Here is a 25,571-nt window from a genome sequence, read left to right as displayed (position 1 = left end):
TTGAGGGGAGGGGGTTGGCGCAGGGGGACAGAGGTTGCCGGGATCAGAACTGCCCGGCCGTCCGCCAGAATAATGCCGGAATCCGGCATGACAATGTTTTCACAAAAATTCGTAACTTCTCAGCTTGAGTGAGAAAAAATTGGTTTTCAAAAACTTGTGGCAAGCATGACCTGGATTCCCGCCTTCGCGGGAATGACTTGTTTTCTGATGCCGTTTCCGAGTCAGTCATACCCGTGAAGGCGGGTATCCAGCCCATTTATTTATATGAACTGAGTAGTTACAAAATTCTGAATTAGGTGGTTTTGCAGGGCTCAGCAAGATGGTTTCCACGTGTTGAAATAAGAATAAATGGTGGAAAACACAACCGCGGATCATGCCCCCTCACACCGCGGCCATTCACTGCCCCAAAACAGGAAGGCCGGACATGGCGACCCGGCCTTCCTGAACAAACCATGCATCCGGTCCTTACAGGGCGGCCTCGTAGATGGCGGTCACATCGGCGTCCTTGGGGCAGCGGGGGTTGGTGAATCCGCATGCGTCCTTCTGGGCATTGCCTGTCATCACGGCGATGTCTTCCTTCTTCACGTCCTTCCCGTAACGCTTGCCGAGTTCGATCAGGCCACTGGGGATGCCGACATCGGCGGAGAGTTCCTTGATGGCGTCCAGTGCTTTTTCGGCAGCGGCGCGGGGGCTCAGGCCCTCGATGTTTTCGCCCATCAGCTGAGCCATCTTGGCAAAACGTTCCACCTTGGCGATCAGGTTGAACTTTTCCACGTGGGGCAACAGGATGGCGTTGCACTCGCCGTGGGGCAGGTCATAGAAGCCGCCCAACTGGTGCGCCATGGCGTGAACGTGTCCCAGGCTGGCGTTGTTGAAGGCCATGCCGGCCAGGTACTGGGCGTAGCACATGCCTTCGCGGGCGTTGATGTCCTGGCCGTTGGCCACGGCAGGCCGCAGATGCTGGAAGATCAACTCGATGGCCTTCTCGGCGCAAGCATCGGTCATCGGGGTGGCGATGGTGGAAACATAGGCTTCCACGGCGTGGGTCAGGGCGTCCATACCGGTGGCCGCGGTCAGTGCCGGAGGCATGCCCATCATCAGCAACGGATCATCCACGGCAACGCCGGGAGTGACGCGCCAGTCCACAATGGCCATCTTTACCTTGCGGGAGGTGTCCGTGATGATGCAGAAGCGGGTCATTTCGGAGGCGGTGCCTGCCGTGGTGTTCACTGCGACATAAGGAGGCATGGGCTTGGTGGACTTGTCCACGCCTTCGAAGTCATGAATCTTGCCGCCGTTGGCAATGACCAGTCCAATGCCCTTGCCGCAGTCGTGGGAGCTGCCGCCGCCCAGAGTGATCAGACTGTCGCACTTGTTTTTCTTGTAGACTTCCACACCGTCATGAACATTGTTGTCCGTGGGGTTCGGAATGGTTTCATCATAAACGACGCAATCCATCTTTTCCGACTTCAGGAGCTTGACGATCTGGTCGGTCATGCCGATGCCGGTGATGCCCTTGTCAGTGACCAGCAGGGGCTTTTTTCCGCCCAATGCTTTAATCTTGTTAGGAATTTCCTTGTGGGCACCAATACCGATCAGGGTAACGCTGGGAATAAAAAAACCATAAACTTGCTCACGTACGGCCATAATGACACCATCCTTTCCGGTTAGAAGGGGAAAAACTGGGATACATACTCTCGATGATCACGCTGCAGCGACAATTTCCCATTCCTAAAAGCAATTTCAGTGCCATAAATTAAATTAAAATATTTCAGCATGATTCAAGGTAGAGTTGCCCCTGGCAAGTATTCAGGAAGGTGCTCTTTGTCTCCATCTGCCGGACAGGCTGAGGCGAACCCGTGAGCAATTCAAAAATAGGCTTAATTTACAAATGGATAGAATGAAGTGTCACTTTGACCCTGAAGAATGCGACAATCGAGTCAAAAAGACACATGGTCATATGACGGTCCAGGCCGGAAGGAGCCCGAATCATAAGGAGACGAACAATTCGGGTTAATACTCAGCACTTTTCATGAGAAACTCAAAGTGTTCCGGGTTGTCTCTATTTTTGGCATCGCCTGTCTGACTGAGCCAGGATTCGTTCATCAAACCATTGCCAAACGCCTGGAGCGCAAATTGATGTTTATTCAAGCAATGGTTTGATGTTACGAAGCCGGCGAAGGAGTTGCGATGCCGAAAAATCGAGACAAGCCGGAACGCGGCTGAATAGTTACCAATTCGGTATCAGTCCAGCTCATATTCTTTTAATTTCCGATACAAGGTCTTGCGTCCGATGCCCATGGCCTTGGAAGCCTGATGCCTGTTGCCCTCGAAATAGTTCAAAACCCGAGAAATATGATCGCGTTCCACGGTGCGCAGGGAAAACACCCCTTTGTCTCCGGCGAGAATATCCCCATGGGCCAGAGAGTGCTCCACGAGTTCGCGGGGCAAGGCTCGTTCCGTAATGATGCCCTCGTCGCTCAGAATCATGCTCCGTTCCAGGACGTTGCGCAGTTCCCGGACATTGCCGGGCCAGGAATAGCTCAGCAGACAATGCATGGCCTTGTCCGTGATCCGGTACCGCGTCGGGGTATTGGAAAGACTGGCCAGGAAGTGCTCCACCAGCATGGGGATGTCCTCCTTGCGCTCCCGCAGCGGCGGCGTCTCGATATTGAAGACGTTGATCCGGTGCAGCAGGGCTTCCTGAAAACGCCCCTCCTCCACCTCGACATGCAGATTGCGGCTTGTGGCGAAGATGAAGCGGATGTCGATAGTCCGTTCGTCCTTATCCCCCACCCGGCGGTAGGTCTTGTTTTCCAGGACTCGTAACAGGGAGGCCTGAACCTCCAGGGGCAGTTCGCCGATTTCATCCAGAAACAGCGTGCCCTTGTGGGCGAAGGCCATCAGCCCTTCCCGTGACTCCGTCGCGCCGGTGAAGGAGCCCTTGATATGACCGAACAGCTCGCTCCGGGCCAGTTCCTTCACCAGTGCGGCGCAGTTCTTGATGATGAACGGCTTGTCGGCCCTCCGGCTGCCGGAGTGGATGGCCTGGGCCGCCACATCCTTGCCCACCCCGCTCTCCCCGGTCAGCAGCACGGGAACTTCCGTGGGCGCCACCCTTCCAACGAGATAGCGCACCTGTTTGATGCTCTCGGAGTTGCCCACCATGCGGTGCACTTTTCGACTTTCGCTTGAAAGCCGGAAGCTGCGGTTCTCCCGCTGCATGCAGGCCCGCTGCCAGGCCCGTTCGATGACCAGTTCCAGCTTGTCCAGATTGAAGGGCTTGGTAATGTAGTCATACGCGCCCAGCTTCATGGCCTGGACCGCGCTGTCGATGTTTCCATGACCGGTGATCAGGATGATTTCCACGTCCTGGAGCCGTTCCTTGAATTCCGTGAACAGGTCCAGGCCGTCCGCATCCGGAAGTCGAATGTCCAAGATCACAACGTCATAGAGGTTGCGCCGGGTCAATTGGCGGGCTTGGGCCGCGGACGCCGCGCTGTGAATCGTGCGCTCGGGACGGGAGAATTCTTTCTCGAAAAGTTTGCGGATCGATTCCTCGTCGTCGACGACGAGAACCGAGTAGTTCTCACTCACGTGCACCTTCTTCGGAATTGAGGGGAAGACAGACCGAAAAGCGGGAGCCCTTGCCCACTTCGCTGGTTACCGTAATTTCGCCGCCATGTTCCTGGACGATGTTGTAGCAGGAGGCCAATCCAATCCCGATCCCCTTGCCCACGGGCTTGGTGGTGAAAAAGGGTTCAAACATCTTGTCCAGGTTTTCCGGTGGAATGCCGCAGCCGGAGTCTTCGACGCAAAGGCAAATCCTTTGCGCATCCGCGGCGAAGGTCTGAATCAGAATGGTCCCCGCGCCCTGGATGGCATCCAGCGCATTGACCAGCAGATTGAGAATGACCTGCTTGAGCTGGGACTCGTCGCCGTAGACCAGAGGCAGTTCGTCCGCCAGCTTGAGATGAATTTTCAGACCGTCGCGCTTGCGAAGGTGATGATCCACCAGACGCAAGGTGTCCGTGACCACCTGATTCAGGACCAGAGGAGAAAACGCGGCGGAAAAGGGCCGGCTGAAGGTGAGCAAGGTCTGGATAATCTGCTGGCAGCGGCGGCATTCCTTAAGAATGATGTCTGTATATTCCCGAAAATCCTGGGCCAGCTCCGGCGCCACGGAGGCCTCGATCTTCGGCAGACGCCGCTGCAGCCCTTCGGCAAAGCCATGAATGGCGGCCATGGGATTGTTCACCTCATGGGCCACACCCGCGGCCAGCATGCCCATGGTGGCCATCTTTTCCACCTGATAATACTTGGCCTGGTATTCCTTTTCCAGGGTCACGTCCCGTTTGAATATCAGCACCCGATGTTCCGGCCATTCCGGATTCTTGAGCGGCGAGGCGACCATCTCGAATTGCCGGTTGCGTCCCTTGAGCTTAAAAATCGCCGTGTTTCGGCAGACGGAATTCGTGGCCAGGGAACGAAAAGCCGGACATTCCGGGCAGGGATGGTCCTGATGCCGGAACAGTTCGTAGCAGAACTTGCCCTCGGGACGGGGATCGTCGAACAATTTCCGGAAAACATGATTCACCGAGATGATCCGCAGATTTTCCGACAGGACCATCATCACGTCCGTGATGCCGTCCAGGATGGCGGCGATTTCTCGGCGCTGCTCTTCGGAGCGCTTGTGAGAATCCTTCAGTTCCTCGATCTTCTGGCGCAGTTCCTGGAAGAATCCGAGCTTGCTGTGCTCGATGCCGATCAGGTCTTTTAAATCCGTGGGCCGGGGCATCACCATGCCTCCCGGCATATGGCCAGCAGATCTTCCCAGTCCGCCTTGCGCGGGTTGGTGAGCATGCAGGCGTCATGCACCGCCATCTTGCAGATTTTCTCCAGTTTCGAATCGTCTGGAACGATGTCCCGCATGCGATGCGGAACATTCAGCACGGCGAACAGTTCTTCCAGCTTGGCGATGCCCTCTTCCCCCTGATCCTTGGAGCACCCCTGGGCCGAGCCCTGGATGATCCGGCCGATGACGCACATTTTCTCCGGACAGACGGGCAGATTGTAGCGCATCACGACGGGCAGCACGATGGGATGGACCAGGCCGTGGAGGGTGTCGAAAATGCCGCCCAGTGAATGGGCCAGGGCATGGCCGATGCCGAGTCCGGCATTGCTGAACGACATGCCCGCCGCGGTGCTGGCAATGGAAAGCTGCTCCATGATCTCCGGGGTGCGGTTATGAATAGCAGGCTGCAGATTGCGGGCAATCAGCTCGATGGCTTTCAGGGCCTGGATTTCCGTAAACGGCGAGGCCAGGGGCGAAACAAAGGATTCAATGGCATGGGCCAGGGCGTCAATGGCCGAGGAGACGACCAGATTGTCGTTCTTGGTCATCAGCAAGGTTGGATCAATGATGGATACATTGGGAACCAGGGACCGACTGATAATGGACATCTTCACCTGTCGCTCCACGTCAGTGATGATGCAGAACTGGGAAATGTCCGACCCGCTGCCGGCGTTGCTTGGAATGAAGATCATCGGCGGCAGGGGGCGCATCACTTTGTTCGCCCCTTCATAATCGCGGATTCGCCCGCCGTTGCCGGCAATGGTGCCGATGCCCTTGGCCGTGTCCATGGGGCTTCCGCCGCCCAGGGCGATGATCACATCGGCCTTTTCCCGAACATACAGATCCGCGCCCTCATGGACCTGATAATCCCGGGGATTGGAGTTGACCTTGTCGAACAGCAGATAATCCAGGCTTTCATCCCGCAGGATGTCCATGACATGACCCGCCCATCCGGAACCGATGAGTCCCTGGTCCGTGACCAGCAGCGCCCGATTCGCTCCCAACCGCCTGGCGCATTGAGCCAAATAGCGGATGCTGCCATGTCCGAAGATGATCTCCGGAATGGCGAACTTCGTGATCGGATGATCAGACATATTCCTGTCCCCTGGTTCAGGTTTGGCGCAACTATTCCGAGCCTGGCCCGAAAAAATCACGAATTCCCGGCAAGCACCGCGGCGTGGGCTTGCGCGATCCTGTCGAACAGGTATCCCTCGTATTCGGCATCCGCGCCGTCCACGTCAAAACAGTAGCCGTCCTCGCCCAGCAGGCCTTCGGGAACAAGATTTCCCGACTCGTTCGAATCGGAAACCGTATCGGCATAAAAACAGACCGAAAGCCAGCGGCCGTCGGCATCCTCGACAATATCCACAAGACAGAACAGCGGCCTCGCCGTTCCGGGCTTTCTGACACGGGCGCGCAGGCTGGCGCTGACTCCTTCACGCACCACAAACTCAAAATCCGGCTCATACTTCTGCAACTGTTCAAATAAGCGCGTCACCACGGGACGGACCCCACCAGGATCTTTCCGCCACGACTCCAGATATCCATGAATGTCGTTCATGTTCTTTCCTTTCCATGTGTCGTATTTGCAAAAATGCTCAGTAAATACTCGCTGCTACAGTGACACCATGTAACTGCTTCCTCGTAACGAAGCTTCGGACAGGCGCTTCTGGATATCGACTTTCGTCGGTTTGTCCTCAAACATATAACGGTGCATATTGTCCAAAAAAGAGCGCCTCATCAAGGCAAATATTGCAAGCTCTGTTTGCGGCAAGGCCTTGCATGGTTGATGCGGCTTTTGACTTTTCAGCCACCTCCCCATACATGCCGAGGAGCCCCGGGATGATTCAGAACACGGCGTCCAAAAGCTTGAATCTGCCGGGATCAAGTTCCCACAATCTCCGGAGTTCGCCCCATGAAAATCTACTTTTTCCTGCTGTCCGTGCTCTTTGTATCCGCAACGATCACCCGGCTGCTGTCCCTGACCGTGGAAACCGATCCCCTGCTTTCCCTGAAAATCCTCGCTGATATCGCACTTTTCGCAGTATGTCTGGTTGCCTGCCATGGACTGGCCTTCAGACGGCGTTATCTTACAATGGCGTTCTGGGCTTGGCCAGGACGCCTGACCTTGGTCATGGCTGGTGTGCACGTCATGGCGACACTCTTTCGACTGGATGAAACCACCTCGCCCTTCTGGCCCATCGACCTCGGCATGGCCGTCGTCATTTATGGTTTGTTCGCCGTACCTGCGATCCTGTATGCCGAAGCCCTGAAGAACGACCCCGAGTTGAAGCAGAAGCAGTAGCCATGCTGCGATTATCACCTTCACTCAGCCCCTTCGCCTCTTCGTGAGTCCTTCGTGGTGACATAAAGTGTCGAAAAAAGTTTAATTATTCAGCACTATTGATTACATGGCATAAAGTGGTCCGGCTTGTCTCGATTTTTTGGCATCGCCTGTCTGACTGAGTCAGGATTCGTTCATTGAACCATTGCCGGGCGCTTAAAGCGCCAAATGCTGTTTATTCACGCAATGGTTCGATGCTACGAAGCCGACGAAGGAGTTGCGAGGCCGAAAAATCGAGACAAACCGGACCGCTGGCGAGTAGTTGCAAAGAAGTTAACAAACAAGTCCGCATCATAATTGCTGATTGGTTACTTCAAAGTGAACTCGAAAACATAGCATTCTGGGCATAACCGGAAATACCATGCCGACTCCAGCCATCTCCGCCGCTCCAAACAACGCAACGCTTCCGCCATTTCGATCCGTGGTACCCGGATTGCTCAGCCTGACCGGAATATTTTTCATCAATTTTCTGACCCGGGTCATCCTGGCCCCGTTCCTGCTCCAGATCCGCGAAGATTTCGACCTGACCAAGGCGGAAGCGGGGGAACTCTTCTTCATCGTCTCCCTGGGGTACAGCATCGCCTTGCTGGGATCCGGTTTTTTTTCCTCCCGCCTGGAACATCGCAAGGTGATCGTCGTTTCCGCCGTGGGCATCACGGTCTCCCTGGCCTTGGCGGCATTGAGTCCGAACCTGTTTTGGCTGCGCGCCTATCTCTTGCTGGTCGGTCTGTTCGGGGGGCTGTACTTTCCCTCCGGATTCGCCGTGCTCACCTCCATGGTGCCGCCGACCAACTGGGGCAAGGCCATTGCCATCCATGAACTGGCGCCCAATCTCAGTTTCGTCGTTGCCCCCCTCATTGCCGAACTCTTGACCAGTCTCGGCCTGAACTGGCGAACAGCCCTGGCCGGCAATGCTGTTTTCTCCCTGATCGCCGTCCTTTTTTTTCTCAGATTCTGTTCCAGCGGCCGTGAAAAAAGCATCCCGCCGCGACCCGCCGCCTATCTGCGAACCCTGGGCCAAAAGGAATTCTGGATCCTGGCCGTATTTTTCGCCCTGGCCATCGGCGCCACCCAAGGCGTCTACTCCCAAACCCCCCTCTATCTCGTCAGTTCCAGGGACATGCCCCCGGACTGGGTGAACTACCTGCTCGCAGCCTCCCGGTTTTCCGGCCTGTTCCTGGTCTTCTGGGCCGGAATGATCGTGGACAGGCTCGGTCCCATTCCGGCGTTGCGCATATTTGTCGCCCTGACCGGTATCGCGACGATCACCTTCGGCCTTTTGCCGGGCAGCTGGGTCACGCTGTCCGTTCTGATCCAGCCGACCATGGCCGGTTGCTTCTTCCCGGCAGGCTTTGCGGTTCTTTCCATGATCTTTCCCGCCCAGACTCGACCTCTGGCCATCTCGCTGATCGTTCCCATGGCCGTGCTCGCGGGGGGCGGACTGATCCCGGCCGGCCTCGGCATATTCGGCGACCACGACCTTTTTCCTTTGGGATTTATGATCCTGGGAGGCATCATCTTCGGATCCGCCGCCCTGACCTGGGCTTTGAAAATTTCCGGTCTCGAAGAGCAACAGCAGCCTGATCCGACCACAGGGCAGACTTCCTGACCGTGGCTGGAATCATCTTGATCCTTCCTTGACAGCAGCGTTTTCAGTCCATAGTTTGCCTTGTTTATCACTTTTTCCGACAAAGGAGAACGATCCATGGCGTATGATATCCGCTTGGTTAAACTGATCACCGGTGATCTGGCTCTCGGCAAATGGGAGGAAGACGAACGTAAACTGAAGGACATTGCCGTTATTCAGACAGTACCCACCCAAAGCGGAGGAGTGCAGATGATGCTGTTGCCCTTCGGCTACCCTTTTGAGAATGAAATCACCGGAGAAATTTCCCTGGACCATGTCATGTACGTGTACAAGACATTCCCGGATGAATTGAAAACCAAATATCTGGAAGCCAGCAGCAATCTGACCCTGTCCTCCCCCGGCGATCTTCAACGTCTGAAGAACATGGGCGGCCCCGGCGGAAAACCTGGCGGATCAGGAATGTCCCTGATCAAATAATATCTGTTCAACAAACTCTCATCATATTTCCCTGACATTTCAAAGGGCGGCGGAAACAGCAACACCGCCGCCCTTTGCTTGTTCTGAGACCAGACATGCAACAACTTCTCCCCCTGCTTCCGCGGCCCAGCCAGTATCTGGGCACCGAGCCCAATGCCGTGCACAAGAATCCGGCGGACGTGGATGTCCGGATCGCCCTGGCGTTTCCCGATCTGTACGAGGTGGGCATGTCCTATCTCGGAGGCCGCATTCTCTATCACCTGGTCAACGCGCACCCGCGGTTTTGGGCCGAACGCGCCTTTGCTCCGCCGCGAGAGGCCGCCCAGATGCTTCGCGACACCGCCACGCCGCTGTGCACGCTGGAATCCGACACTCCTTTGCGCAAGATGGATGTCCTGGCTTTCAGTCTGACCCACGAACTGTGCTATACCAACATCCTGTACATGTTGGACCTGGCCGGCATTCCCTTCCGGGCCAAGGACCGTGATGCAAGCCACCCCTTGATTCTCGGCGGAGGCGGGGTGGTTTTCAATGCAGAGCCGGTCGCTCCGTTTTTTGATTTGTTCGTGGCCGGCGACGGCGAGGAAGCGCTGCCCGACGTCTTGGCGCTGGTTGCCGAAGCAAAAGCCCAAGGGCTTTCGCGAAAGCAGGTTCTGCATGCCGCACGAAACATCACCGGCTGCTACATCCCGGAATTCTTCCAGGAGACGTGGTCCGACGACTCGCCGGAGAAGACGGCGGTTCTTCAGGCCATGCATTCGGACTACACCCAGGTGGAAAAGCGTATTCTGCCGGACCTGAACACGGTGGATTTTCCAGCGGCCCAGGTCGTTCCCTTCGGCCCTGTGGTCCACGACCGGCTGAGCATTGAAATTTCCCGCGGCTGCACCCGGGGCTGTCGGTTTTGTCAGGCCGGCATGATCTATCGCCCGGTCCGGGAGCGGCGCCTGGACAATCTTGGCCGGATCCTCGACCAGGCCTTGAGCCGCACCGGCTTTGACGAACTCTCCTTCCTTTCCCTCAGCGCTGGAGATTTTTCCCACCTGGACAGTTTGTTCCAGCAAAGCTTCACCCTTTGCCGCCAACGTCAGGTCTCATTATCTCTGCCTTCGCTGCGCGTTGGATCTGTCAGCGGCGAGGTCCTGGACATGATCGCCGACATCCGGCGAACCGGCATCACCCTGGCTCCGGAAGCCGGAAGCCAGCGCCTGCGGGACGTAATCAACAAGAACGTCACCGAGGAAGCCCTGCTCACCCATACCCGGGAGCTGTTTTCCCGGGGCTGGTCCTCGGTCAAGCTCTATTTCATGATCGGGCTGCCCACGGAAACCGACGCGGATCTCCGGGCCATCGTCGATCTCTGCCTCAAGGTGGCGGCCACGGGCGGCGAGCGGGCCAAGCGACTGCAGATCACCGCGGCCATCTCGCCCTTTGTCCCCAAGCCTCAGACTCCGTTCCAATGGGAGGAACAAATTTCCTTCGAAGAGACCAGGTACCGCCTGAACCGGCTCAAGGACATGTTCCGGCCGCACAAGCGGTTGACCATGCGCTGGCACATGCCGGAAATGAGTTTTTTGGAAGGGATCTTTTCCCGGGGAGACCGCGCCCTGGCCGATGTGGTGGAACGCGCCTATCACAAGGGGGCTCTTTTTTCGAGCTGGTCGGACTCTCTGGAACTGCAGTCCTGGCTGGATGCCATGCAGGAGTGCGGACATGAGCCGGCGTGGTATCTGCGCGCCAGAAGTCCGGAGGAACCGCTGCCCTGGGACCACATTTCCAGCGGCATCCGCCGCTCCTACCTGCTGCGGGAACGACGCCTCGCCCTTGCGGCCAAAACCACTCCGGACTGTCGGCAGGGCAAATGCCTGGGGTGCGGCGTGTGCACCACGACCAGGGTCAAGACCGCACTTCAGCGCCAGACAAACCTGGATATCCGGCCCCGAATCGATCAGGACCCGGAAATGCCAGTCCCCATCCCGGCTGTCAGGTTACCGGAAGACTGCGAATCGGGTGAACAGGGCCAGGACGATCTGGGATCCAAGGCCGCGGCTTTCCGTATCACCTATTGCAAACTGGGGCCGGCAGTGCATTTCAGCCAACTGGAACTGACCCGGCTTTTTGAGCGATGCATGCGCCGGGCCGGCATTCCCATGAGCTTTTCCCAGGGCTTTCACCCCATGCCCCGGATGTCCTTCGCCCGAGCCCTGCCCGTGGGCGTGGGCAGCGCACATGAGGAAATGATCATTGTCCTGCGCAGCCCCATGACCGCAACCCAAGTGCATCTGCGACTCGCACCGGAAATGCCCAAAGGCCTGGAACTGCGGGCAGTGGAAGAAGCCCCCCTCAAAGCCCGGGCCGCCCAACCTCCTTTTGAGGAATACCTGCTCCACTGCACCGGACATGAACCGTCCCGACGGGAGGAGATCTCCGAGATCATGGCCAAATGGAGGGCGTTCCAGGATCTGGAACACTTCGATTACGAAAAGAAGACCAAACGCGGCACCCGCCGGATCAACCTCCGCCCGCTCTTTCGGGAAATACGCTTCCTGGGCGATAATCGGTTGCGTCTGGTTTTCGACTTCCGGGAGGACTACCTCAACCCCTGGATCGCCATCCGCGCCGTCACCCAGAAACTCTCCTTCGAGCATACCAGGTTGACCAAAATCCGATCCGAAGGAGATGTGACCGGGGAGAGCTGATATAAGTCACGTTCAGAAGAAAATGATCCAATATGAAGAAATCCCTTACAAATTCATCCCTTGGATCGAAGCCCGCAAGCGTTTCAAGCTGTCCCACGCCCACATTCAGATGGCCCGGGAGTTAGGCATGAACCCGAAGAAATTCGATTCACTGGCCCACCCACGACCAGCAAACGTGAAAAGCCCCCCTTCCGGATTTCATCACCAATCTGTACTTCAAACGGTTCGGACAAGGATCGGCCGGACAATGTGAGTTCCATTCGAAGAGAGCATGGCGGACCTGGAACGCAAAAAAGCCGCCAGAAAGCTCCCAAAGCCGACAGAAAGCCATCAAGGATAACGATGCGCCCTTCTAGGCGCCAGTAAAGCACATCAAACCATTGTCGGAAGCTTGGTTGAAAAGAAAAAAGGGTTGCAAGCTTTGCAGCTTGCAACCCTTTGATTTCTTTGGCGTCCCCAAGGGGATTTGAACCCCTGTTACCGGCGTGAGAGGCCAGCGTCCTAGGCCACTAGACGATGGGGACTGGAATGGTGGGCCGTGAAGGACTCGAACCTTCGACTCTCTGCTTAAAAGGCAGATACTCTACCGACTGAGTTAACGGCCCTAAAAAGGGGACTTTTACGTCCTGTAAGTAGTCATGTCAAGTTTTGCCGGACAATAATTGCGAGTAACGCGGTTGCTCGGCTAATTCATGAATCAGTGTTGGAGCTTGTTTTTCGGGCAAGACTGGCCTGGAGACAGTGTCGATCGACAATCTTTCCCGCGGAGACAATATGAAGACTGGGGAATGCCCGGCTTCGAGTAAAGCGTGGGCGAAAACATGCTGCATGATTGTCACGATGTAAGGATGTTGTGCACCGGATAGGACTGGATAAACAGCACGTCGCCATCGTCGTTGCCAATGACCACTCTCAAAGCGAAAATCGCCTCAAATTCCATTCCTGAGGGGAGTTTCAGCAGCGAATTGACTCTGCGAAAGCGTTGAATTTCAAAGGTCAGCTCGTTTTCATCACCCCTGGCTTCGATCACGTTTGCCTGCTGGGTGACGAAATAGATTTGGATTGAGCCGGAAAGCGTTCCGTCAGACAAGTTGTTCAGTTCGAATTGAATGCGCAGATCATCGCCGACATGACTGAGTTGCAGATTTGACACCCCCGCCATCTGCATATCATGTGAATGGAAGACATCCTGGAGGTTAATTACCGGAGCGTTTGCCTGCCGTTCCTTGCTTACTGCGCTGAATAAGGCTTGGATTTCCCCTGGGTCACTGGTGTTCAGGATCTCCTGGATGTTTTGCAGCCGTTCCAAACGGATGGCCTTATCGGCAATGTCTTCCTGCAATGCTTTATTTGCATTCACAAGCTCGAGGTGCTGTCCCCAATAGGTGAATCCGGCATAGGCGCCGACAAAAGCCGAAAGGAGCAGTAAAACCTGGGCACAGAGAAAAAGCCTGAACCATGCTGTCCTGAACCTGTATCGACGAACCGGGCTGTCATCGCGCATGATGATCAGGCTGAGTTTATCGTCCTTGTTCACAAACAACCTCTTCGGAGTCGCAAATGGGAATCAGTTGTCGTCAGATGGAAGCATGAAAAGATCATGATTCGCTCTGCGAATTTGGAAAAAATCGAGAAAGCTCAGATCCACTCTGGCCATGTGAGCTGGGTTTGGCCTTTCGGGCCGGTAAACACCATCACCAGGGGACGATCTTTTTTAGGGAAACGAACTGTGTAGTAGCGTTGCCAGGGGTGATATTCAGGATAGAAAGCCTCAAGTTTTGACCGATGGGTTTCCATGGGACGAATTTCCAGAGGAGATACGGTCTGATCCGAATTTTCCAGAAGCAGAATCCGCCATTGCGTCAAGCGGTGGGTCAGGCGGGCATCTTCAGGGTAGGTGCTGGCAACGGCCAGGACGAATTCCGTTTCCTCCCCAGCGGCGCGGAGCTGATCCGCAAGCATCTTCTCCGCCTCAGCATCCGTCAATGCAAAGGTTTCCGCGTAGCGCTGAACGTATCCCCTTCTCCACTCTTCAGACTTCAACAGGGCCACAACCCGGGTTTCCGATTCAAGTCCGTGCCGGACAACCCCAGAACGGCTCCACGCTTCAGTGAGCTGAAAATACGAGTCATGCTGATCAGGCCAAAGCATTTCCGGCAGGGAACGGAACCGGCACCCGGCTTGCGAAACCACGCAGATCAGCAGCAACAAGATCAGGCTACGAGTCAGCCTCATGAAATAATTGGCTCCGTGTAAAAAGGGCGTTGAAGGGAAGATCGGCTGCCGACAGAGCATCCGCGGCCCCTTCTTCGCGGTCCAGGATGCAACAAACACGAACGACCTTGTATCCGGCGTCCGCCAGCCTCTGGCAGGCTCGAAGGGCGCTGCCGCCGGTGGTGGCGACATCTTCAAGCACTGCCACTCGGTCGCCGGGCTGAAAATTGGCCACGCCTTCAAGGTAACTGTTGGTCCCGTGCCCCTTGGATTCCTTGCGCACAATCATGGCCGGCCAGGTAAAACCCTGCATTCGGCCCATCAGGGATGTGGCCGTGACCAGCGGGTCGGCGCCCAGGGTCATTCCGGCCACGCCATGGATTTGTTCGTTCCGCAGCATCTCCACAAAGAGGCTGCCGATAAGAAATGCGCCTTCGGGATGCAGCGCGGTCTGCTTGCAGTCAAAATAGTAATTGCTGCGCTTGCCGGAAGTCAGCACGACATCCTTTTCCAGATAGGATTTTGCAAGCAGCAGGGCAGCCAATTTTTTGCGCCAATCGTTCACATCGCCTCCTGGCAGCACAATGGGGTCAGGTGTTATATTAAATTTCAAATCGGCGACTTGTACTTCAACAATGACTTAAGCCGCAAAAAACCAGAAAGCCACCTAGTTAGTGCTTGGCGTCCTGGGGGAATACCCGGTGGAATATTAAATCCACGTGTCGGAAAAAGTAGGACAGATCAAAGAGGTCGCCGAGTTCCGCTGAGGAAAGGTATTCGACGACACGCGCATTCTTGCGCACCAGATCGGCAAACGGCGTTTTATCTTCCCAGGCCTGCATGGCCAGGGCCTGGACCAATTCATAAGCCTCCTGGCGCTGCAGCCCCTTTTCAATCAACGCCAAAAGAACACGCTGGGAAAAGAAAAGGCCCTGGGAAGCGTTCAGGTTTCGGGTAATGTTCTCCTCATGAACTTGGATCCCGGAAATAAGGCCGGTCAGCCGGTGCAACATGTAATCCATCAGGATCGTGGAATCCGGCATGATTACTCGTTCCACGGAAGAATGGCTGATGTCGCGCTCATGCCACAGGGCCATGTTCTCCAGGGCAGCCAGGGCATTGCTTCGCAGCAAGCGTGATAGGCCGCTCAGGTTTTCCGCGGAAATCGGATTCTTCTTGTGCGGCATGGCCGATGAACCTTTCTGGCCTTTGCCGAATCCTTCCTCGATTTCACGAACTTCGGTCCGCTGTAAATGGCGCAGTTCAACGCAAAGACGTTCCACGCCCCCGGCCATGACGGCCAGGGTGGTGAAGTATTGAGCGTAGCGGTCACGCTGGATGATCTGGGTGGAAATGGGGTCCACTTTCAATCCAAGTCGCTCACACGCCAAGGATTCAAGTTCGGGTTCCAGGTGCGCATAAGTGCCGACAGCCCCGGAAATCTTACCGAAACGAATGTTCTCAACGGCTTCATGCCAACGATGCCGATGGCGGTCGAATTCAGCGTAGAAACCGGCGAACTTCAATCCCAGGGTAATTGGCTCAGCATGAATTCCGTGTGTACGGCCCATGGCCGGAAGCGTCTTGTACTTCCAGGCCAGTGTGCGTAACGCCTCCAGCAGCCTGTCCAGATCCGAGGCAATGGCCTTTCCGGCTCTTACCAGGAGCAGGGCATTGGCCGTATCCACGATGTCCGAAGAAGTGCATCCCAGATGGATGTACCTTGCTGACGGTCCGGTTTTTTCTTCCACGGCGGTGAGAAATGCGATGACGTCGTGCTTGGTGCGCTCTTCGATTTCGAGAATTCGCTCCAGATCGAATCCGGCCTTGTTGCGGATGGACTGGATGTCCTCGTCCGGGATGACGCCCAGCACATGCCACCCTTCGCAAATGGCCAATTCGACCTCAAGCCAAGCCTGAAAGCGGGACTCGATGGTCCACAAACGACCCATCTCCGGAAGCGTGTAACGGTCAATCATCTTCAATCCTGGATGCCCGCCTTTGCGGGAATAATTTGTCTGATTGTCAAGGAGTGGAGCATAGCGACATATTATGTTCGCCGGACTCCCGGGCTGCAAATATTGAAGAAAGAAAAAGGCAGTCCCTCAAGACTGCCGATCAATGTCATTCAGTTGAAGACGCACTTGAACCGGTGCCGGCGGGCGTCGAGGACTCAGCAGGCTTGGCCGAAGGAGCGGCAGGCGCATCTTTCGCTGCCTCGGCGCCTTCGGTCTTCTTGCCGTTTCCCTTGGATGGATTCTCCTTGTTACAGTAGTCCGTAACATACCAGCCGGATCCCTTCAGGACGAAGGAAGTATTCGAAATCAAACGCTGCGCATGGCTTCCGCAGACTGGACAGGTTTTGTCCTGTTCGCTGTAATCCTTTTGCCATTGCTCAAATACCTGCTGACATTCCTGACAGCGATACTCATAAATGGGCATATTCTGGGCTCTCCTTGAAAAGTAAAGTTGACAAGGGTTGCAATTTATTTAGCAGCCTTTGCATCCTTGATTCGCTGCTTAAGCCTTTTTTCTCGGCGTTGACGGCGGCGATCCAGTTCTTTCTTGCGCTCAATTTTCTTATGCCTGCCCATTTTATCCTCCAAATGATTGAAAATTAGTTAAAAAAGCCGAACCATTGGCATGGAACGAATGTATAAAATAAAGACTGATGTATATATTCCCTTCGACTAATGATGTCTACCTCCCGGAATCAAACAAACCCGAGATCCAAACTTCCCCTTCAATCGAAATCCATATCGAAATCGAAATCGAAATCGAAATCGAAAAAAAGTCCAATGGTCACTGAATGACGATCGTCAAGGCGTATGACAACCTTCGATGACGAATGGCTGTTACGCTACGGTTAGCGACAATTCCCGATTGCGATAGCGATAGCGATTTCGATGATTTTCTCAAACCTGGCCTCAGATCTCCCGAATATGGTATTTTCTGGAGCCGAGTCCGAGGTCCTGCGCGTAGTCCAGGCCGTAATCCGCCGGGACGTGCGGGTGCATGGCCCGGAATTTGTCCTCGCCGGCCGCAAGCCCCGGGGGGAGGTGGCTGGGGTGCAGGGCTTCGGCCTTGTTGACCATGTCCAGACAGGCTTGATCCAGGGCAACCGGATCACGCGAAGCCAGGATGCCGATATCCGGGCAGATGGGTTTGTCGCTGTACCCGGCACAATCACACTGCGGAGTAACCTGGGTGACAAAACTGATATGCGCGCAGGCCCGTGATTTCGTCATGGACCGCACAACGGCCGCGGCATATTCCATCATCCGTTCCATAAACGCGGTGATGTCGGTCTTCCAGTCAATGGCAAAACAGTTTTTCCGACAGGTGTGCAGGCATGCGCCGCAGCCGACGCACAATTCCGGGCTTAAATGAATCTTGTTATCTTCATCAAGTTGGAGAGCCCCAGCAGCGCAGACGCCCACGCACGAAGCGCAGCCTCGACACTCCTGGGCGTGAACCATGGGGGCCAGGCAGCCATGCTGATGCATCTTGCCCTGGCGGGTAGCGCACCCCATGGCCATGTTTTTCAGGCTTCCGCCGATACCCGCCAGTTCGTGGCCCTTGAAATGCGATATGGTCAGCAGGGAATCGGCCGCAAGGATATCCCCGGCCAGATGAGCCTCCCGGATCTGCCGTCCCAAAAAAGGCACCGTGACCTGGTTGCGGCTGTTCAGGCCGTCCGCAATGATCACCGGCGCCCCGAGCAGAAGCGGATCAAAACCGTGCATGGCGGCCTGAAGGCAATGCGAGACCGCCTCGCCCCGGTTGCCCACATACAAAGTGTTGGTATCCGTCAAAAAGGGTTTGGATCCGAGTTTGCGTAAAAAGGCAATGATCGGCCGAAGCCACAGGGGCGAGACGAAACCGGTGGTCCCGGATTCTCCGAAATGCAGCTTTACCGCGGTCAGATCGCCGGAACGCACTGCGTCGGACACTCCCGCGGCCTTGAGCAGGCGGCGCAATTTCACCTCATATGTCGCCTTGCGGGTCGTGCGCAGGTCCCAGAAAACTACCTCGCTGGTCATGTCGGCTCCATATTCGCAATATGATCAATCTTGGATGGGCTGCTTCTCAACAGGTGATCCGGCAAGCCGATCCGTCGACGATCCGGCGCGCTCACTCGGAATGAATCATCTCCTGGGGCTCACCAAGAGTAAAGGCTCCCTGCTCGATCCATTGCTTGAGGGTTTGGGCGATTTCCAGGGAATACGTATAGCTGGTCAAAGGAACGGTGGCGGTATCCCTGTCGCCCACGCGGATCGTTCCGGAGCGCAACTCGGCGTAACTCACATGGCCATGATTTTTGGGAACGCCGTGGGGATAATCATGGCCGTAGTCCACAATGGGAATCATGATGTCCTCGTCCGCCACGCCTGTGAACCAGGCCATCTCCTCATCCAGAATGGGAATAGGTATGCCCAGGCCCACGCTCAGCGAACAGCCGTACCCGAGAAAGCTCACGCCGCGCAGGTAGCGGGCCTGCATGCCTTTAAGATCGCCCTTGACCATCAATGTTCCGGAGGGGGTGAGAGGAATGCCCCGCGGCGTTCGCTTGGGCTTGGGATTGTGCTGGGTTCCCGCGCCGATAACCCAGCCGACGCCCCCGCCCAGGAAGATCTTGGTTCCCAGGCCGATGGTCCGGAAGTAAGGGTCATTGAAGAGCGGGCTCAATGCGCCGGCAGTTGCGTAATTGGCATTGGCGCACCGTGGCTTGATCGGCCCCATGTAGGTATAGACGACCTTTTCGCCGAAGTTCACGGCGCAATTGTAATTCTGGTAGCCGTTGCGCGGGTTCAGAAGCTCCACGCTGCGAAAGTCCTCCAGGGCCATTTCCCGTTCCAGCAACTTGCGGGGATAGCAGTCCGTGCCGTATCCCGCGGCCCGGACGCGAACTTTTTGACCATTCAGCAGATCCTCGATCACATGGCCACCGCCGTACTTGAAACGGCCGGGGAAAACCTTGTTCAGTGGGTCGTCTTCGGCCGGCTCGGTCACCCCGAGATAACCGTCCACAGCGGCCAGCCCGCCGTAGGCCGGTACATCGTTCAGCCAGATCTTGCCCGCCTTGATCAGGGGCGGTTCCGGCTGGCCGATATTGAAAAAGATACCCGAGGAACACATGGGCGAAAAGGTGCCCGTGGTGACCACGTCCACCTCCTGGGCCGCCTTGACCTTGCCCATGGATTTCACGGCGTCGATCATTTCCTTGGCCGTAAGCACCACGGCCTGTCCTTTCCGAATCCGGTCATTGATCTCCCGGACGGTTTTCCTGACTTTTTTCTGTTCACTCATGGATATTAATGTTTGGATACCGCTATCGGTTCCAGGTTTTGAAGTTCAAAAGCACATCATCTCTCGTATTTATCAAAATCCAAATCCAAATCCAAAACGAAATCGAAATCGAAATCGTATCTTCTCCACAATTCAGTGCATCCGCAATCGCCCCCTGGGACCGCCGCACCCCAGTGCGGCACGTCTTGTCATGGGACGGCCGGAAGATAGGTGTAATATCGTGGATCAGGTTTTAGCGCATTAAATGCCCAAAAACTATAATCCCAGCTCGAAGCCCTGGCCAAGTCTAGCTTGAGCCTGGAGCCATCGAATCACGGGTGCGGTGGTCCCAGGTTTCGATTGCGATTGCGATTGCGATTAAGATTAAGATTAAGATTCCGATTAGTAACGGAAATTACACCGACTTCCCCATGGTGCGCTGGAGGTGCTCCATGGTGGCGTAGTCCGTGAAGTCGAAGCGCAGGGGGGTCAGGGTGATGAAGCCCTGGCTGAGCAGGCCGCGGTCCGTGTCCTGTCCGACGTCGCTGGCGGGAATTTCTCCGTGCAGCCAATAGTACCCGCCTCCGCGCGGATCAATGCGCTGGTCGTGCTTGTCATGGTAGACGGCCTGGGTCTGGGGGCAGAACCGCAAACCCTGAACGGACGCGAGATCGCACTTGGGAAAATTCAGGTTCAACAGGCAGCGCCTGGGCAACGACGACCAGTCCAGCTCCTCAAGCAACCGGGCGGTGTACTCCGCCTGGGGGTCCAGGTTCACGGGATGGAAGTCGTCCATGGACACGGCCAGGGACGGCAACCCGGCCAGGGCGCCTTCCGTGGCCGCGGAAACGGTTCCGGAATAGAGAATATCCACGCCCACATTGGCCCCGTTGTTGATCCCGGAAATGATCACATCCGGTGGCGAGCCCAAAAGCGTGCTCAAGGCCAGCTTGGCGCAGTCCACGGGCGTGCCGAAGACGCCGATGCCCTGGAATTCCGACTCCCGGATCTCCTTGATCTTGAGCGGCATGCTCAGCGTAATGGCGTGCCCCACGGCGGATTGTTCGGTCAGCGGCGCCACGACATGCACCGTATGGCCGGCCTTGCGCAGGGCCCGGTACATGGCGCGCAGCCCCAGAGCATAGATGCCGTCGTCGTTGGTCAGGAGGATGTCCATTGCGTACCTACATCCGGGTATTTTTTCTTGGCCTGCGTCAGTCCGAGCTGAAAGGCCTTGAGGTTGGATTCCAGAAATCTTGGCGAGAGGCTGGTTTCCAGCCCTTTTTTCATGGCCCGGGGAAGAATGAAAGGCACCAGGTGGGCCAGAGCGCCCAAAAGCACCATATTGGCCGCCTGGGCAATGCCCAGCTTGTCCTTGGCCAGCGTGGTGAAGGGCAGCCCCCAGTAGATGTTGGTCGGGGTCTGCTTGACCAGGGAATCGTCTACCAGGAGGAATCCGCCGTTTTTCAGGTTCCGGTAGTACTGGTTGCAGGCTTCCTGGCTCAGGGCCACCAGCAGGTCAAGCTGTTCCGGCTTGGGATAGCTGATGGGATGGGAGCTGATCACCAGGTCGGAGCGGCTGGCGCCGCCCCTGGCTTCGGGTCCGTAACTTTGGGTCTGGGCCACGTAGTAGCCCTCTTCCAGGGCCAGACCCGCGCCGAGCACCTTGCCCAGGGTCAGTATGCCCTGTCCGCCCAGGCCGGAAAGACGCAGTTCAAAGCGTTGAATCTCTTGAGGGGTTTTCATGACTTTGCTCCCTCCAAACGGGATTTCATCATGGCATACCGCTCTTCAAGCGATGGCCTGGTTTCTTCGGAGATGATGCCGATGGGCGTGCGCAATGCCTGCTCGGCTTCCGGAAGTTTCTGATACGCATCAATGGGAATCGCGTTTTTCTTGTACCACTTGTACATGTCCACGGTGGTCTTGAACTTGTTCTTGCGGCCGTACTGGGTGTGGCACGGGGTGAGGGCCTCCACGAGATTGAAGCCGGGACGCTCCAGAGCCGTGGTGATGACCCGGTCCAGCAACTTGACGTGCAGCACCGTGCTGCGGGCCACGTAGGGAGCGCCCGCGGCCTTGGCCAGTTTGACGATGTCGAAGGACTGTTCCTGCTGCCCGAAGGGGCTGGTGGTGGAGTAGCTGCTCTCCGGCGTGGTGGAGGACGTCTGTCCTCCGGTCATCCCGTAGATGTTGTTGTTCAGGATCAAGGCGGTGAGGCCGATGTTGCGCCGGGCCGCGTGCAGAAAATGATTGCCGCCGATGGACAGGGCATCGCCGTCGCCCATGACCACGATGACCTTCAGCTTGGGATTGGCCATCTTGATTCCCGTGGCAAAGGTCAGGGCTCGGCCATGCGTGGTATGCACGGTATTGAAGTCGACATAGACCGCGATCCGCCCGGAACAGCCGATTCCGGCCACAATGACCACTTCGTCCTTGGTCAGCCCGAGCTGGTGGACGCTGCGCACCAGGGAGCCCAGAACGATGCCGTGGCCGCAGCCCGGGCAGAGTACGTGCGGAAATCGTTTATTGTGCCGCAGGTAGTGATGAATCAATTGAGTTACTTCTGCCATGATCGTTACCGTTCATGCCTTCTGGAGCTGTTTGAGAATTTCCGCCGGAGTGATGATCTGGCCGTCGATGCGGTTCAAGGTCCGGACCTGGCTGTGGCCGTTGTTCACCCGCTTCACTTCCCGGGACATCTGCCCCATGTTCATTTCCGGGACGATCACGGTCCGGCATTGCCGGATCAGCTTTTCCACGGCCGGCCGGGGAAATGGAAACAGCGTCTTCAGCTTGAGCAGCCCGGCCTTGATGCCCAGATCCCGCGCCTGCAGCACGGCCAGATGAGCGGATCGGGCCACGCAGCCATAGGCGATGACCAGGACTTCGGCATCGTCACAGGCGGTTTCTTCAACAATCTGAATGTCGTAGAAGAACTGATCAATCTTCCGGAAAAGCCGCTGCATGAGTTTCTGCACTTCCTCGGGCCGCGAGGTGGGGTATCCATTGACGTCATGTGTCAGCCCCGTGACATGAAAGCGGTACCCTTCCCCCAGCGCGGGCATGGGCGGCACGCCGCGCATGGACTCCTCATAAGGCACGAACCATTCCGGCGGCATGGAAGGCTTGATCCGAGAAAAAATTTCAAAGGTGTCCTTGTTCGGGATGTGGATTTTCTCCCGGGTGTGCGCCGTGATTTCATCCAGCAGCAGAATGACCGGACTGCGGTATTTCTCCGACAGGTTGAACGCCTGGACCGTCATATCCAGACATTCCTGCACGTCGCTGGCCGAGAGGACGATAATGGAATGGTCGCCGTGGGTGCCCCATCTGGCCTGTTGCACGTCGCCCTGCGCCGGGCTGGTGGGCAACCCCGTGCTCGGACCGCCGCGCATGACGTTCACAATGACCAGGGGCGCCTCGGTCATGCACGCATACCCGATGTGTTCCTGCATCAGGGAGAAACCGGGACCTGATGTGGCGGTCATGGATTTACGGCCGGCCAGGGAGGCGCCGATGATCGCTCCCATGCTGGCGATTTCATCCTCCATCTGGATGAAGACGCCTTCAGGGATTCTCGGAAGGCGGTCGGCCATGATTTCGGCGATTTCCGTCGAAGGGGTGATGGGATACCCCGCAAAGAAGGAACACCCGGCCAGCAGGGCGCCCTCCACCACAGCCTCGTTCCCCAGCGCGAAAATGGCTCGTTCTTCCTTGCGCTGATTTTTTTTAACCTTCATGGGCATGGTCGACTTCTTTTTTGGCTGTGCTGCGTTTTGTCTTCACCACAATGGCGAAATCCGGGCAGTGATACTCGCAAAACCCGCAGTTCCGGCATTCTATTCCCTGGATTGCCCTGGCTTTGCCGTCCGGTCCCAGTTCCAGGACATGTCCGGGGCAGAAGGCGACGCATATTCCGCATCCCTTGCACCAGTCCGGATAGATGGAGACTTCAGCTGATTCTTTCTTTTTGGTCATAACCGCGCTACATGCGTTGAACAGGTCCGTCGCCATGAACCCAGCGACTCGGAATGCAGGCCGGCAGCCATGCATCGCACACATACGCACCGCCCTCTTTTCGGAAGACGGAATTTAGCCCTTAGCTCAACCCCTCAAGGATATCAACATGGTTGCGCAAAAAAAATTATTCATCCCGGATTTTCAAGCCGGCGCCAAGATCGACGAGATTTTCGTCCTCGTGGAAGCCAGGCAGGGGCAGGCGCGGAACGGTCCCTACTGGCAGGTCCGTCTGCAGGATGCCCGCGGGGCGCTGGATGGAAAAATCTGGAGTCCCGCCAGTCAGAATTATCCCGAGCTTCCGGTGGGCGAACTGGTTCGGGTTTGCGGCGCGGTGGATCTCTTCCGGGAGCAGATGCAACTGCGAATCGACTGCCTGGAACCTCTGACCATCGCTCCGGAGGAGATCGACTGGTCGCTTTTCCTGCCCCGCAGCGTCCGGGAGCCGGAAGAAATGCTGCTGGAGATCGAAGAATTGTGCAAGCGGGAACTGCTCCATGGGCCATGGCGCAAACTTTGCCGCAAGGTTCTGCGGGAGCCGGAGATCCGTTCCCGGCTGCTCCTCGCTCCCGGGGCCAAAAGCATGCACCATGCCTATATCGGCGGACTCCTGGAGCACACCCTGGCCGTATGCCGTCTGTGCATGGCCATCAGTGAGCTCTATCCCAAGGTGGACCGGGAAATCCTGCTGGTCGCCGCAATATTCCACGATCTGGGCAAGGCCTGGGAGTTGAGCGCCGGAATCCAGCGCGATTACACCGATCCGGGAAGGCTCCTGGGCCATATTATGCTCGGAATCGAGATTCTGGAGCCTTTCTTAGCCAGGACGGACATCTCCCCTGGATTAAAGCTGCATTTCAAGCATCTGCTGATCAGCCATCACGGCGAGTACGCCTACGGCTCGCCCAGGCGGCCCAAGACCATGGAGGCGCTGATCCTGCATTATGCTGACAATCTGGACGCCAAGGTGAACATGACCGCCCTGCTCGTTGACGCCCTGCCCGACGACACTTCCTGGACCCCCTATCAACGCAGCCTGGAACGGCAAATGTTCCGCCCGGACCAAACACCCAAACCCGAAACCAAGCGGCCCTCAACGCCAATCCGAGGGGAACGCCCCGGCGTCCTGAATTTCCTGGACCAGTTGCAATCCGCTGATGCTCCGGACAACGGCGTAGCTGCAGGGGAGCATGAATAGGAGAATTGTTTTTTTGATTTTTTGATTTGCCGCGGTTGGGGTTTGAAGGTGGGTCGGTTTTCAGCCTAACGCTGTTGGTTGCGATTACGATTTCGATTATGATTCCGATTGCGATTGTTAGGATGAAACTCCTTGGATAGTTCGTGGGGTTGCGGGATCGGTAAGGCGGTTTAAAAGTTTGATTAAGTTGGTATTGCGATAATCTAACAGGAATAAACAATGTTCATCACATTTGAAGGCATTGAAGGCTGCGGGAAGAGTACGCAGAGTCGGATGGTTCGCGACCATCTTCAGGCCAGCGGCGTTCCGGTCGTCTGGACACGGGAACCCGGCGGATGCGAGCTGGGGGTGCGGTTGCGAGCCATGCTGTTGGGCCGGGAGGGAGCCGACCTGACGGCCCACGCCGAATTGTTCCTGTATCTGGCCGATCGCGCTCAGCACGTGGCCGAAGTCATTCGTCCCGCGCTCGCCGAAGGCCGGATCGTGCTTTGCGACCGGTTTACGGATTCCACGGTGGCCTATCAGGGCTATGGCCGGGGCCTGGACCTGGAGATGCTGCATGCCGTGAATCAAGTGGCCGTGAACGGATGCCTGCCGGACCTGACCATCATCCTGGATCTGCCCGTGGAAACAGGGCTTGCTCGAGCCCGCAGCCGCAATGAGGAGCAGGATCAAAGCGAAAGCGAAGGACGCTTCGAGGCCGAAAGCCTGGCCTTTCATCAACGCATCCGGGATGGATATCTGGCCCTCTCCGCCGTGGATCGCACCCGATATGCCGTAATTCCGGCCAACGGTTCCCCGGATCAGGTTTTCAGCAAAATCCTGCCGCTTCTTTCCGCCAGACTCGGCCTGAAAACGCAACCGGCCTGATTGCTGCGTCTCGA

The 25,571-nt window shown here is 56.6% G+C and carries 23 protein-coding genes and 2 tRNA genes; 6 read left to right on the top strand and 19 right to left on the bottom strand.

Annotated features, from left to right (window positions below):
• Positions 1–465: 465 nt before the first annotated feature.
• From BLP93_RS03515 to BLP93_RS03495, 5 genes are all read right to left on the bottom strand, one after another.
• Complete coding sequence (locus BLP93_RS03515; protein WP_092117271.1) at positions 466–1,647, bottom strand: iron-containing alcohol dehydrogenase; 1,182 nt, start codon at positions 1,645–1,647, stop codon at positions 466–468.
• A 597-nt stretch (positions 1,648–2,244) separates the two neighbouring features.
• On the bottom strand, positions 2,245–3,597 hold the full coding sequence (locus tag BLP93_RS03510) for a sigma-54-dependent transcriptional regulator (RefSeq protein ID WP_092117269.1): 1,353 nt from the start codon (positions 3,595–3,597) through the stop codon (positions 2,245–2,247).
• Positions 3,590–4,804, bottom strand: a complete 1,215-nt coding sequence (locus BLP93_RS03505; protein WP_425248213.1) for a two-component system sensor histidine kinase NtrB — start codon at positions 4,802–4,804, stop codon at positions 3,590–3,592. The genes BLP93_RS03510 and BLP93_RS03505 overlap by 8 nt, the downstream gene beginning before the upstream one ends.
• Complete coding sequence (locus BLP93_RS03500) at positions 4,798–5,949, bottom strand: iron-containing alcohol dehydrogenase (protein WP_092117265.1); 1,152 nt, start codon at positions 5,947–5,949, stop codon at positions 4,798–4,800. Before BLP93_RS03500 ends, BLP93_RS03505 begins: the two co-directional genes overlap by 7 nt.
• A gap of 56 nt (positions 5,950–6,005) precedes the next feature.
• Positions 6,006–6,416 carry a hypothetical protein gene (locus BLP93_RS03495; protein ID WP_092117263.1) on the bottom strand — a complete coding sequence of 137 codons (411 nt, stop codon included), beginning with the start codon at positions 6,414–6,416 and terminating at the stop codon, positions 6,006–6,008.
• 354 nt (positions 6,417–6,770) lie between these two features.
• Between BLP93_RS03495 and BLP93_RS03490 the strand changes: the two genes are divergently transcribed.
• The 4 genes from BLP93_RS03490 to BLP93_RS03475 all read left to right on the top strand — a co-directional run bounded on the left by BLP93_RS03490 (position 6,771) and on the right by BLP93_RS03475 (position 11,963).
• A complete protein-coding gene (locus BLP93_RS03490; RefSeq protein ID WP_092117261.1) occupies positions 6,771–7,160 on the top strand; it encodes a hypothetical protein in 390 nt (129 codons plus the stop codon).
• A gap of 400 nt (positions 7,161–7,560) precedes the next feature.
• On the top strand, positions 7,561–8,808 hold the full coding sequence (locus BLP93_RS03485) for an MFS transporter (protein WP_092117259.1): 1,248 nt from the start codon (positions 7,561–7,563) through the stop codon (positions 8,806–8,808).
• A gap of 96 nt (positions 8,809–8,904) precedes the next feature.
• The gene (locus BLP93_RS03480; RefSeq protein WP_092117257.1) at positions 8,905–9,264 is read left to right on the top strand and encodes a hypothetical protein; all 360 of its coding nucleotides are present in this window, start codon (positions 8,905–8,907) and stop codon (positions 9,262–9,264) included.
• A 95-nt stretch (positions 9,265–9,359) separates the two neighbouring features.
• A complete protein-coding gene (locus BLP93_RS03475) occupies positions 9,360–11,963 on the top strand; it encodes a TIGR03960 family B12-binding radical SAM protein (RefSeq protein WP_092117255.1) in 2,604 nt (867 codons plus the stop codon).
• 448 nt (positions 11,964–12,411) lie between these two features.
• Here BLP93_RS03475 and BLP93_RS03465 read toward each other — a convergent pair.
• The 14 genes from BLP93_RS03465 to BLP93_RS03395 form a co-directional block, all read right to left on the bottom strand.
• Positions 12,412–12,487 (bottom strand) — tRNA-Glu (locus tag BLP93_RS03465).
• Positions 12,488–12,492: 5 nt separating this feature from the next.
• Positions 12,493–12,568 (bottom strand) — tRNA-Lys (locus BLP93_RS03460).
• 230 nt (positions 12,569–12,798) lie between these two features.
• Positions 12,799–13,305 carry a hypothetical protein gene (locus tag BLP93_RS03455; protein ID WP_139162903.1) on the bottom strand — a complete coding sequence of 169 codons (507 nt, stop codon included), beginning with the start codon at positions 13,303–13,305 and terminating at the stop codon, positions 12,799–12,801.
• 296 nt (positions 13,306–13,601) lie between these two features.
• Positions 13,602–14,198, bottom strand: a complete 597-nt coding sequence (locus BLP93_RS03450) for a hypothetical protein (protein WP_092117249.1) — start codon at positions 14,196–14,198, stop codon at positions 13,602–13,604.
• Positions 14,182–14,742, bottom strand: a complete 561-nt coding sequence (gene pyrE, locus BLP93_RS03445; protein ID WP_092117247.1) for an orotate phosphoribosyltransferase — start codon at positions 14,740–14,742, stop codon at positions 14,182–14,184. Before pyrE ends, BLP93_RS03450 begins: the two co-directional genes overlap by 17 nt.
• Positions 14,743–14,848: 106 nt before the next feature.
• Positions 14,849–16,156, bottom strand: coding sequence for an adenylosuccinate lyase (purB, locus tag BLP93_RS03440; protein WP_092117245.1), 1,308 nt, complete (start codon positions 16,154–16,156; stop codon positions 14,849–14,851).
• Positions 16,157–16,301: 145 nt separating this feature from the next.
• The gene (locus BLP93_RS03435; protein WP_092117243.1) at positions 16,302–16,619 is read right to left on the bottom strand and encodes an FmdB family zinc ribbon protein; all 318 of its coding nucleotides are present in this window, start codon (positions 16,617–16,619) and stop codon (positions 16,302–16,304) included.
• Between the two features lie 485 nt (positions 16,620–17,104).
• A complete protein-coding gene (locus BLP93_RS03430; RefSeq protein ID WP_092117241.1) occupies positions 17,105–18,220 on the bottom strand; it encodes a DUF362 domain-containing protein in 1,116 nt (371 codons plus the stop codon).
• 91 nt (positions 18,221–18,311) lie between these two features.
• Positions 18,312–19,487, bottom strand: a complete 1,176-nt coding sequence (locus BLP93_RS03425) for a homocysteine biosynthesis protein (protein ID WP_092117239.1) — start codon at positions 19,485–19,487, stop codon at positions 18,312–18,314.
• A gap of 394 nt (positions 19,488–19,881) precedes the next feature.
• Positions 19,882–20,643 (bottom strand): 5'/3'-nucleotidase SurE, encoded by a 762-nt coding sequence (surE, locus tag BLP93_RS03415; RefSeq protein WP_092117235.1) that lies wholly within the window; start codon positions 20,641–20,643, stop codon positions 19,882–19,884.
• Positions 20,628–21,212, bottom strand: a complete 585-nt coding sequence (locus tag BLP93_RS03410) for a 2-oxoacid:acceptor oxidoreductase family protein (RefSeq protein WP_092117233.1) — start codon at positions 21,210–21,212, stop codon at positions 20,628–20,630. The genes surE and BLP93_RS03410 overlap by 16 nt, the downstream gene beginning before the upstream one ends.
• Complete coding sequence (locus BLP93_RS03405; RefSeq protein ID WP_092117231.1) at positions 21,209–22,042, bottom strand: 2-oxoacid:ferredoxin oxidoreductase subunit beta; 834 nt, start codon at positions 22,040–22,042, stop codon at positions 21,209–21,211. The genes BLP93_RS03410 and BLP93_RS03405 overlap by 4 nt, the downstream gene beginning before the upstream one ends.
• A gap of 12 nt (positions 22,043–22,054) precedes the next feature.
• Complete coding sequence (locus BLP93_RS03400) at positions 22,055–23,218, bottom strand: 2-oxoacid:acceptor oxidoreductase subunit alpha (protein WP_092117229.1); 1,164 nt, start codon at positions 23,216–23,218, stop codon at positions 22,055–22,057.
• Positions 23,202–23,450 carry a 4Fe-4S dicluster domain-containing protein gene (locus BLP93_RS03395; RefSeq protein WP_092117394.1) on the bottom strand — a complete coding sequence of 83 codons (249 nt, stop codon included), beginning with the start codon at positions 23,448–23,450 and terminating at the stop codon, positions 23,202–23,204. The genes BLP93_RS03400 and BLP93_RS03395 overlap by 17 nt, the downstream gene beginning before the upstream one ends.
• A 148-nt stretch (positions 23,451–23,598) precedes the next feature.
• Between BLP93_RS03395 and BLP93_RS03390 the strand changes: the two genes are divergently transcribed.
• Complete coding sequence (locus tag BLP93_RS03390) at positions 23,599–24,687, top strand: 3'-5' exoribonuclease YhaM family protein (protein WP_092117227.1); 1,089 nt, start codon at positions 23,599–23,601, stop codon at positions 24,685–24,687.
• 219 nt (positions 24,688–24,906) lie between these two features.
• Complete coding sequence (gene tmk / locus BLP93_RS03385) at positions 24,907–25,557, top strand: dTMP kinase (RefSeq protein ID WP_092117225.1); 651 nt, start codon at positions 24,907–24,909, stop codon at positions 25,555–25,557.
• Positions 25,558–25,571: the final 14 nt, after the last annotated feature.

The sequence above is a fragment of the Desulfonatronum thiosulfatophilum genome, from assembly GCF_900104215.1.
GTDB lineage: Bacteria > Desulfobacterota > Desulfovibrionia > Desulfovibrionales > Desulfonatronaceae > Desulfonatronum > Desulfonatronum thiosulfatophilum.
This window is presented reverse-complemented; position numbering and strand designations above follow the sequence as displayed.

What these genes read in the sequence shown, in the direction of transcription:
- BLP93_RS03515 (WP_092117271.1), bottom strand. Translation starts at nt 1,647, where the DNA reads ATGGCCGTACGTGAGCAAGTTTATGGTTTTTTTATTCCCAGCGTTACC.
- BLP93_RS03505 (WP_425248213.1), bottom strand. Translation starts at nt 4,804, where the DNA reads ATGGTGATGCCCCGGCCCACGGATTTAAAAGACCTGATCGGCATCGAG.
- BLP93_RS03500 (WP_092117265.1), bottom strand. Translation starts at nt 5,949, where the DNA reads ATGTCTGATCATCCGATCACGAAGTTCGCCATTCCGGAGATCATCTTC.
- BLP93_RS03495 (WP_092117263.1), bottom strand. Translation starts at nt 6,416, where the DNA reads ATGAACGACATTCATGGATATCTGGAGTCGTGGCGGAAAGATCCTGGT.
- BLP93_RS03490 (WP_092117261.1), top strand. Translation starts at nt 6,771, where the DNA reads ATGAAAATCTACTTTTTCCTGCTGTCCGTGCTCTTTGTATCCGCAACG.
- BLP93_RS03485 (WP_092117259.1), top strand. Translation starts at nt 7,561, where the DNA reads ATGCCGACTCCAGCCATCTCCGCCGCTCCAAACAACGCAACGCTTCCG.
- BLP93_RS03480 (WP_092117257.1), top strand. Translation starts at nt 8,905, where the DNA reads ATGGCGTATGATATCCGCTTGGTTAAACTGATCACCGGTGATCTGGCT.
- BLP93_RS03475 (WP_092117255.1), top strand. Translation starts at nt 9,360, where the DNA reads ATGCAACAACTTCTCCCCCTGCTTCCGCGGCCCAGCCAGTATCTGGGC.
- BLP93_RS03450 (WP_092117249.1), bottom strand. Translation starts at nt 14,198, where the DNA reads ATGAGGCTGACTCGTAGCCTGATCTTGTTGCTGCTGATCTGCGTGGTT.
- purB (WP_092117245.1), bottom strand. Translation starts at nt 16,156, where the DNA reads ATGATTGACCGTTACACGCTTCCGGAGATGGGTCGTTTGTGGACCATC.
- BLP93_RS03435 (WP_092117243.1), bottom strand. Translation starts at nt 16,619, where the DNA reads ATGCCCATTTATGAGTATCGCTGTCAGGAATGTCAGCAGGTATTTGAG.
- BLP93_RS03430 (WP_092117241.1), bottom strand. Translation starts at nt 18,220, where the DNA reads ATGACCAGCGAGGTAGTTTTCTGGGACCTGCGCACGACCCGCAAGGCG.
- BLP93_RS03425 (WP_092117239.1), bottom strand. Translation starts at nt 19,487, where the DNA reads ATGAGTGAACAGAAAAAAGTCAGGAAAACCGTCCGGGAGATCAATGAC.
- surE (WP_092117235.1), bottom strand. Translation starts at nt 20,643, where the DNA reads ATGGACATCCTCCTGACCAACGACGACGGCATCTATGCTCTGGGGCTG.
- BLP93_RS03410 (WP_092117233.1), bottom strand. Translation starts at nt 21,212, where the DNA reads ATGAAAACCCCTCAAGAGATTCAACGCTTTGAACTGCGTCTTTCCGGC.
- BLP93_RS03405 (WP_092117231.1), bottom strand. Translation starts at nt 22,042, where the DNA reads ATGGCAGAAGTAACTCAATTGATTCATCACTACCTGCGGCACAATAAA.
- BLP93_RS03400 (WP_092117229.1), bottom strand. Translation starts at nt 23,218, where the DNA reads ATGCCCATGAAGGTTAAAAAAAATCAGCGCAAGGAAGAACGAGCCATT.
- BLP93_RS03395 (WP_092117394.1), bottom strand. Translation starts at nt 23,450, where the DNA reads ATGACCAAAAAGAAAGAATCAGCTGAAGTCTCCATCTATCCGGACTGG.
- BLP93_RS03390 (WP_092117227.1), top strand. Translation starts at nt 23,599, where the DNA reads ATGGTTGCGCAAAAAAAATTATTCATCCCGGATTTTCAAGCCGGCGCC.
- tmk (WP_092117225.1), top strand. Translation starts at nt 24,907, where the DNA reads ATGTTCATCACATTTGAAGGCATTGAAGGCTGCGGGAAGAGTACGCAG.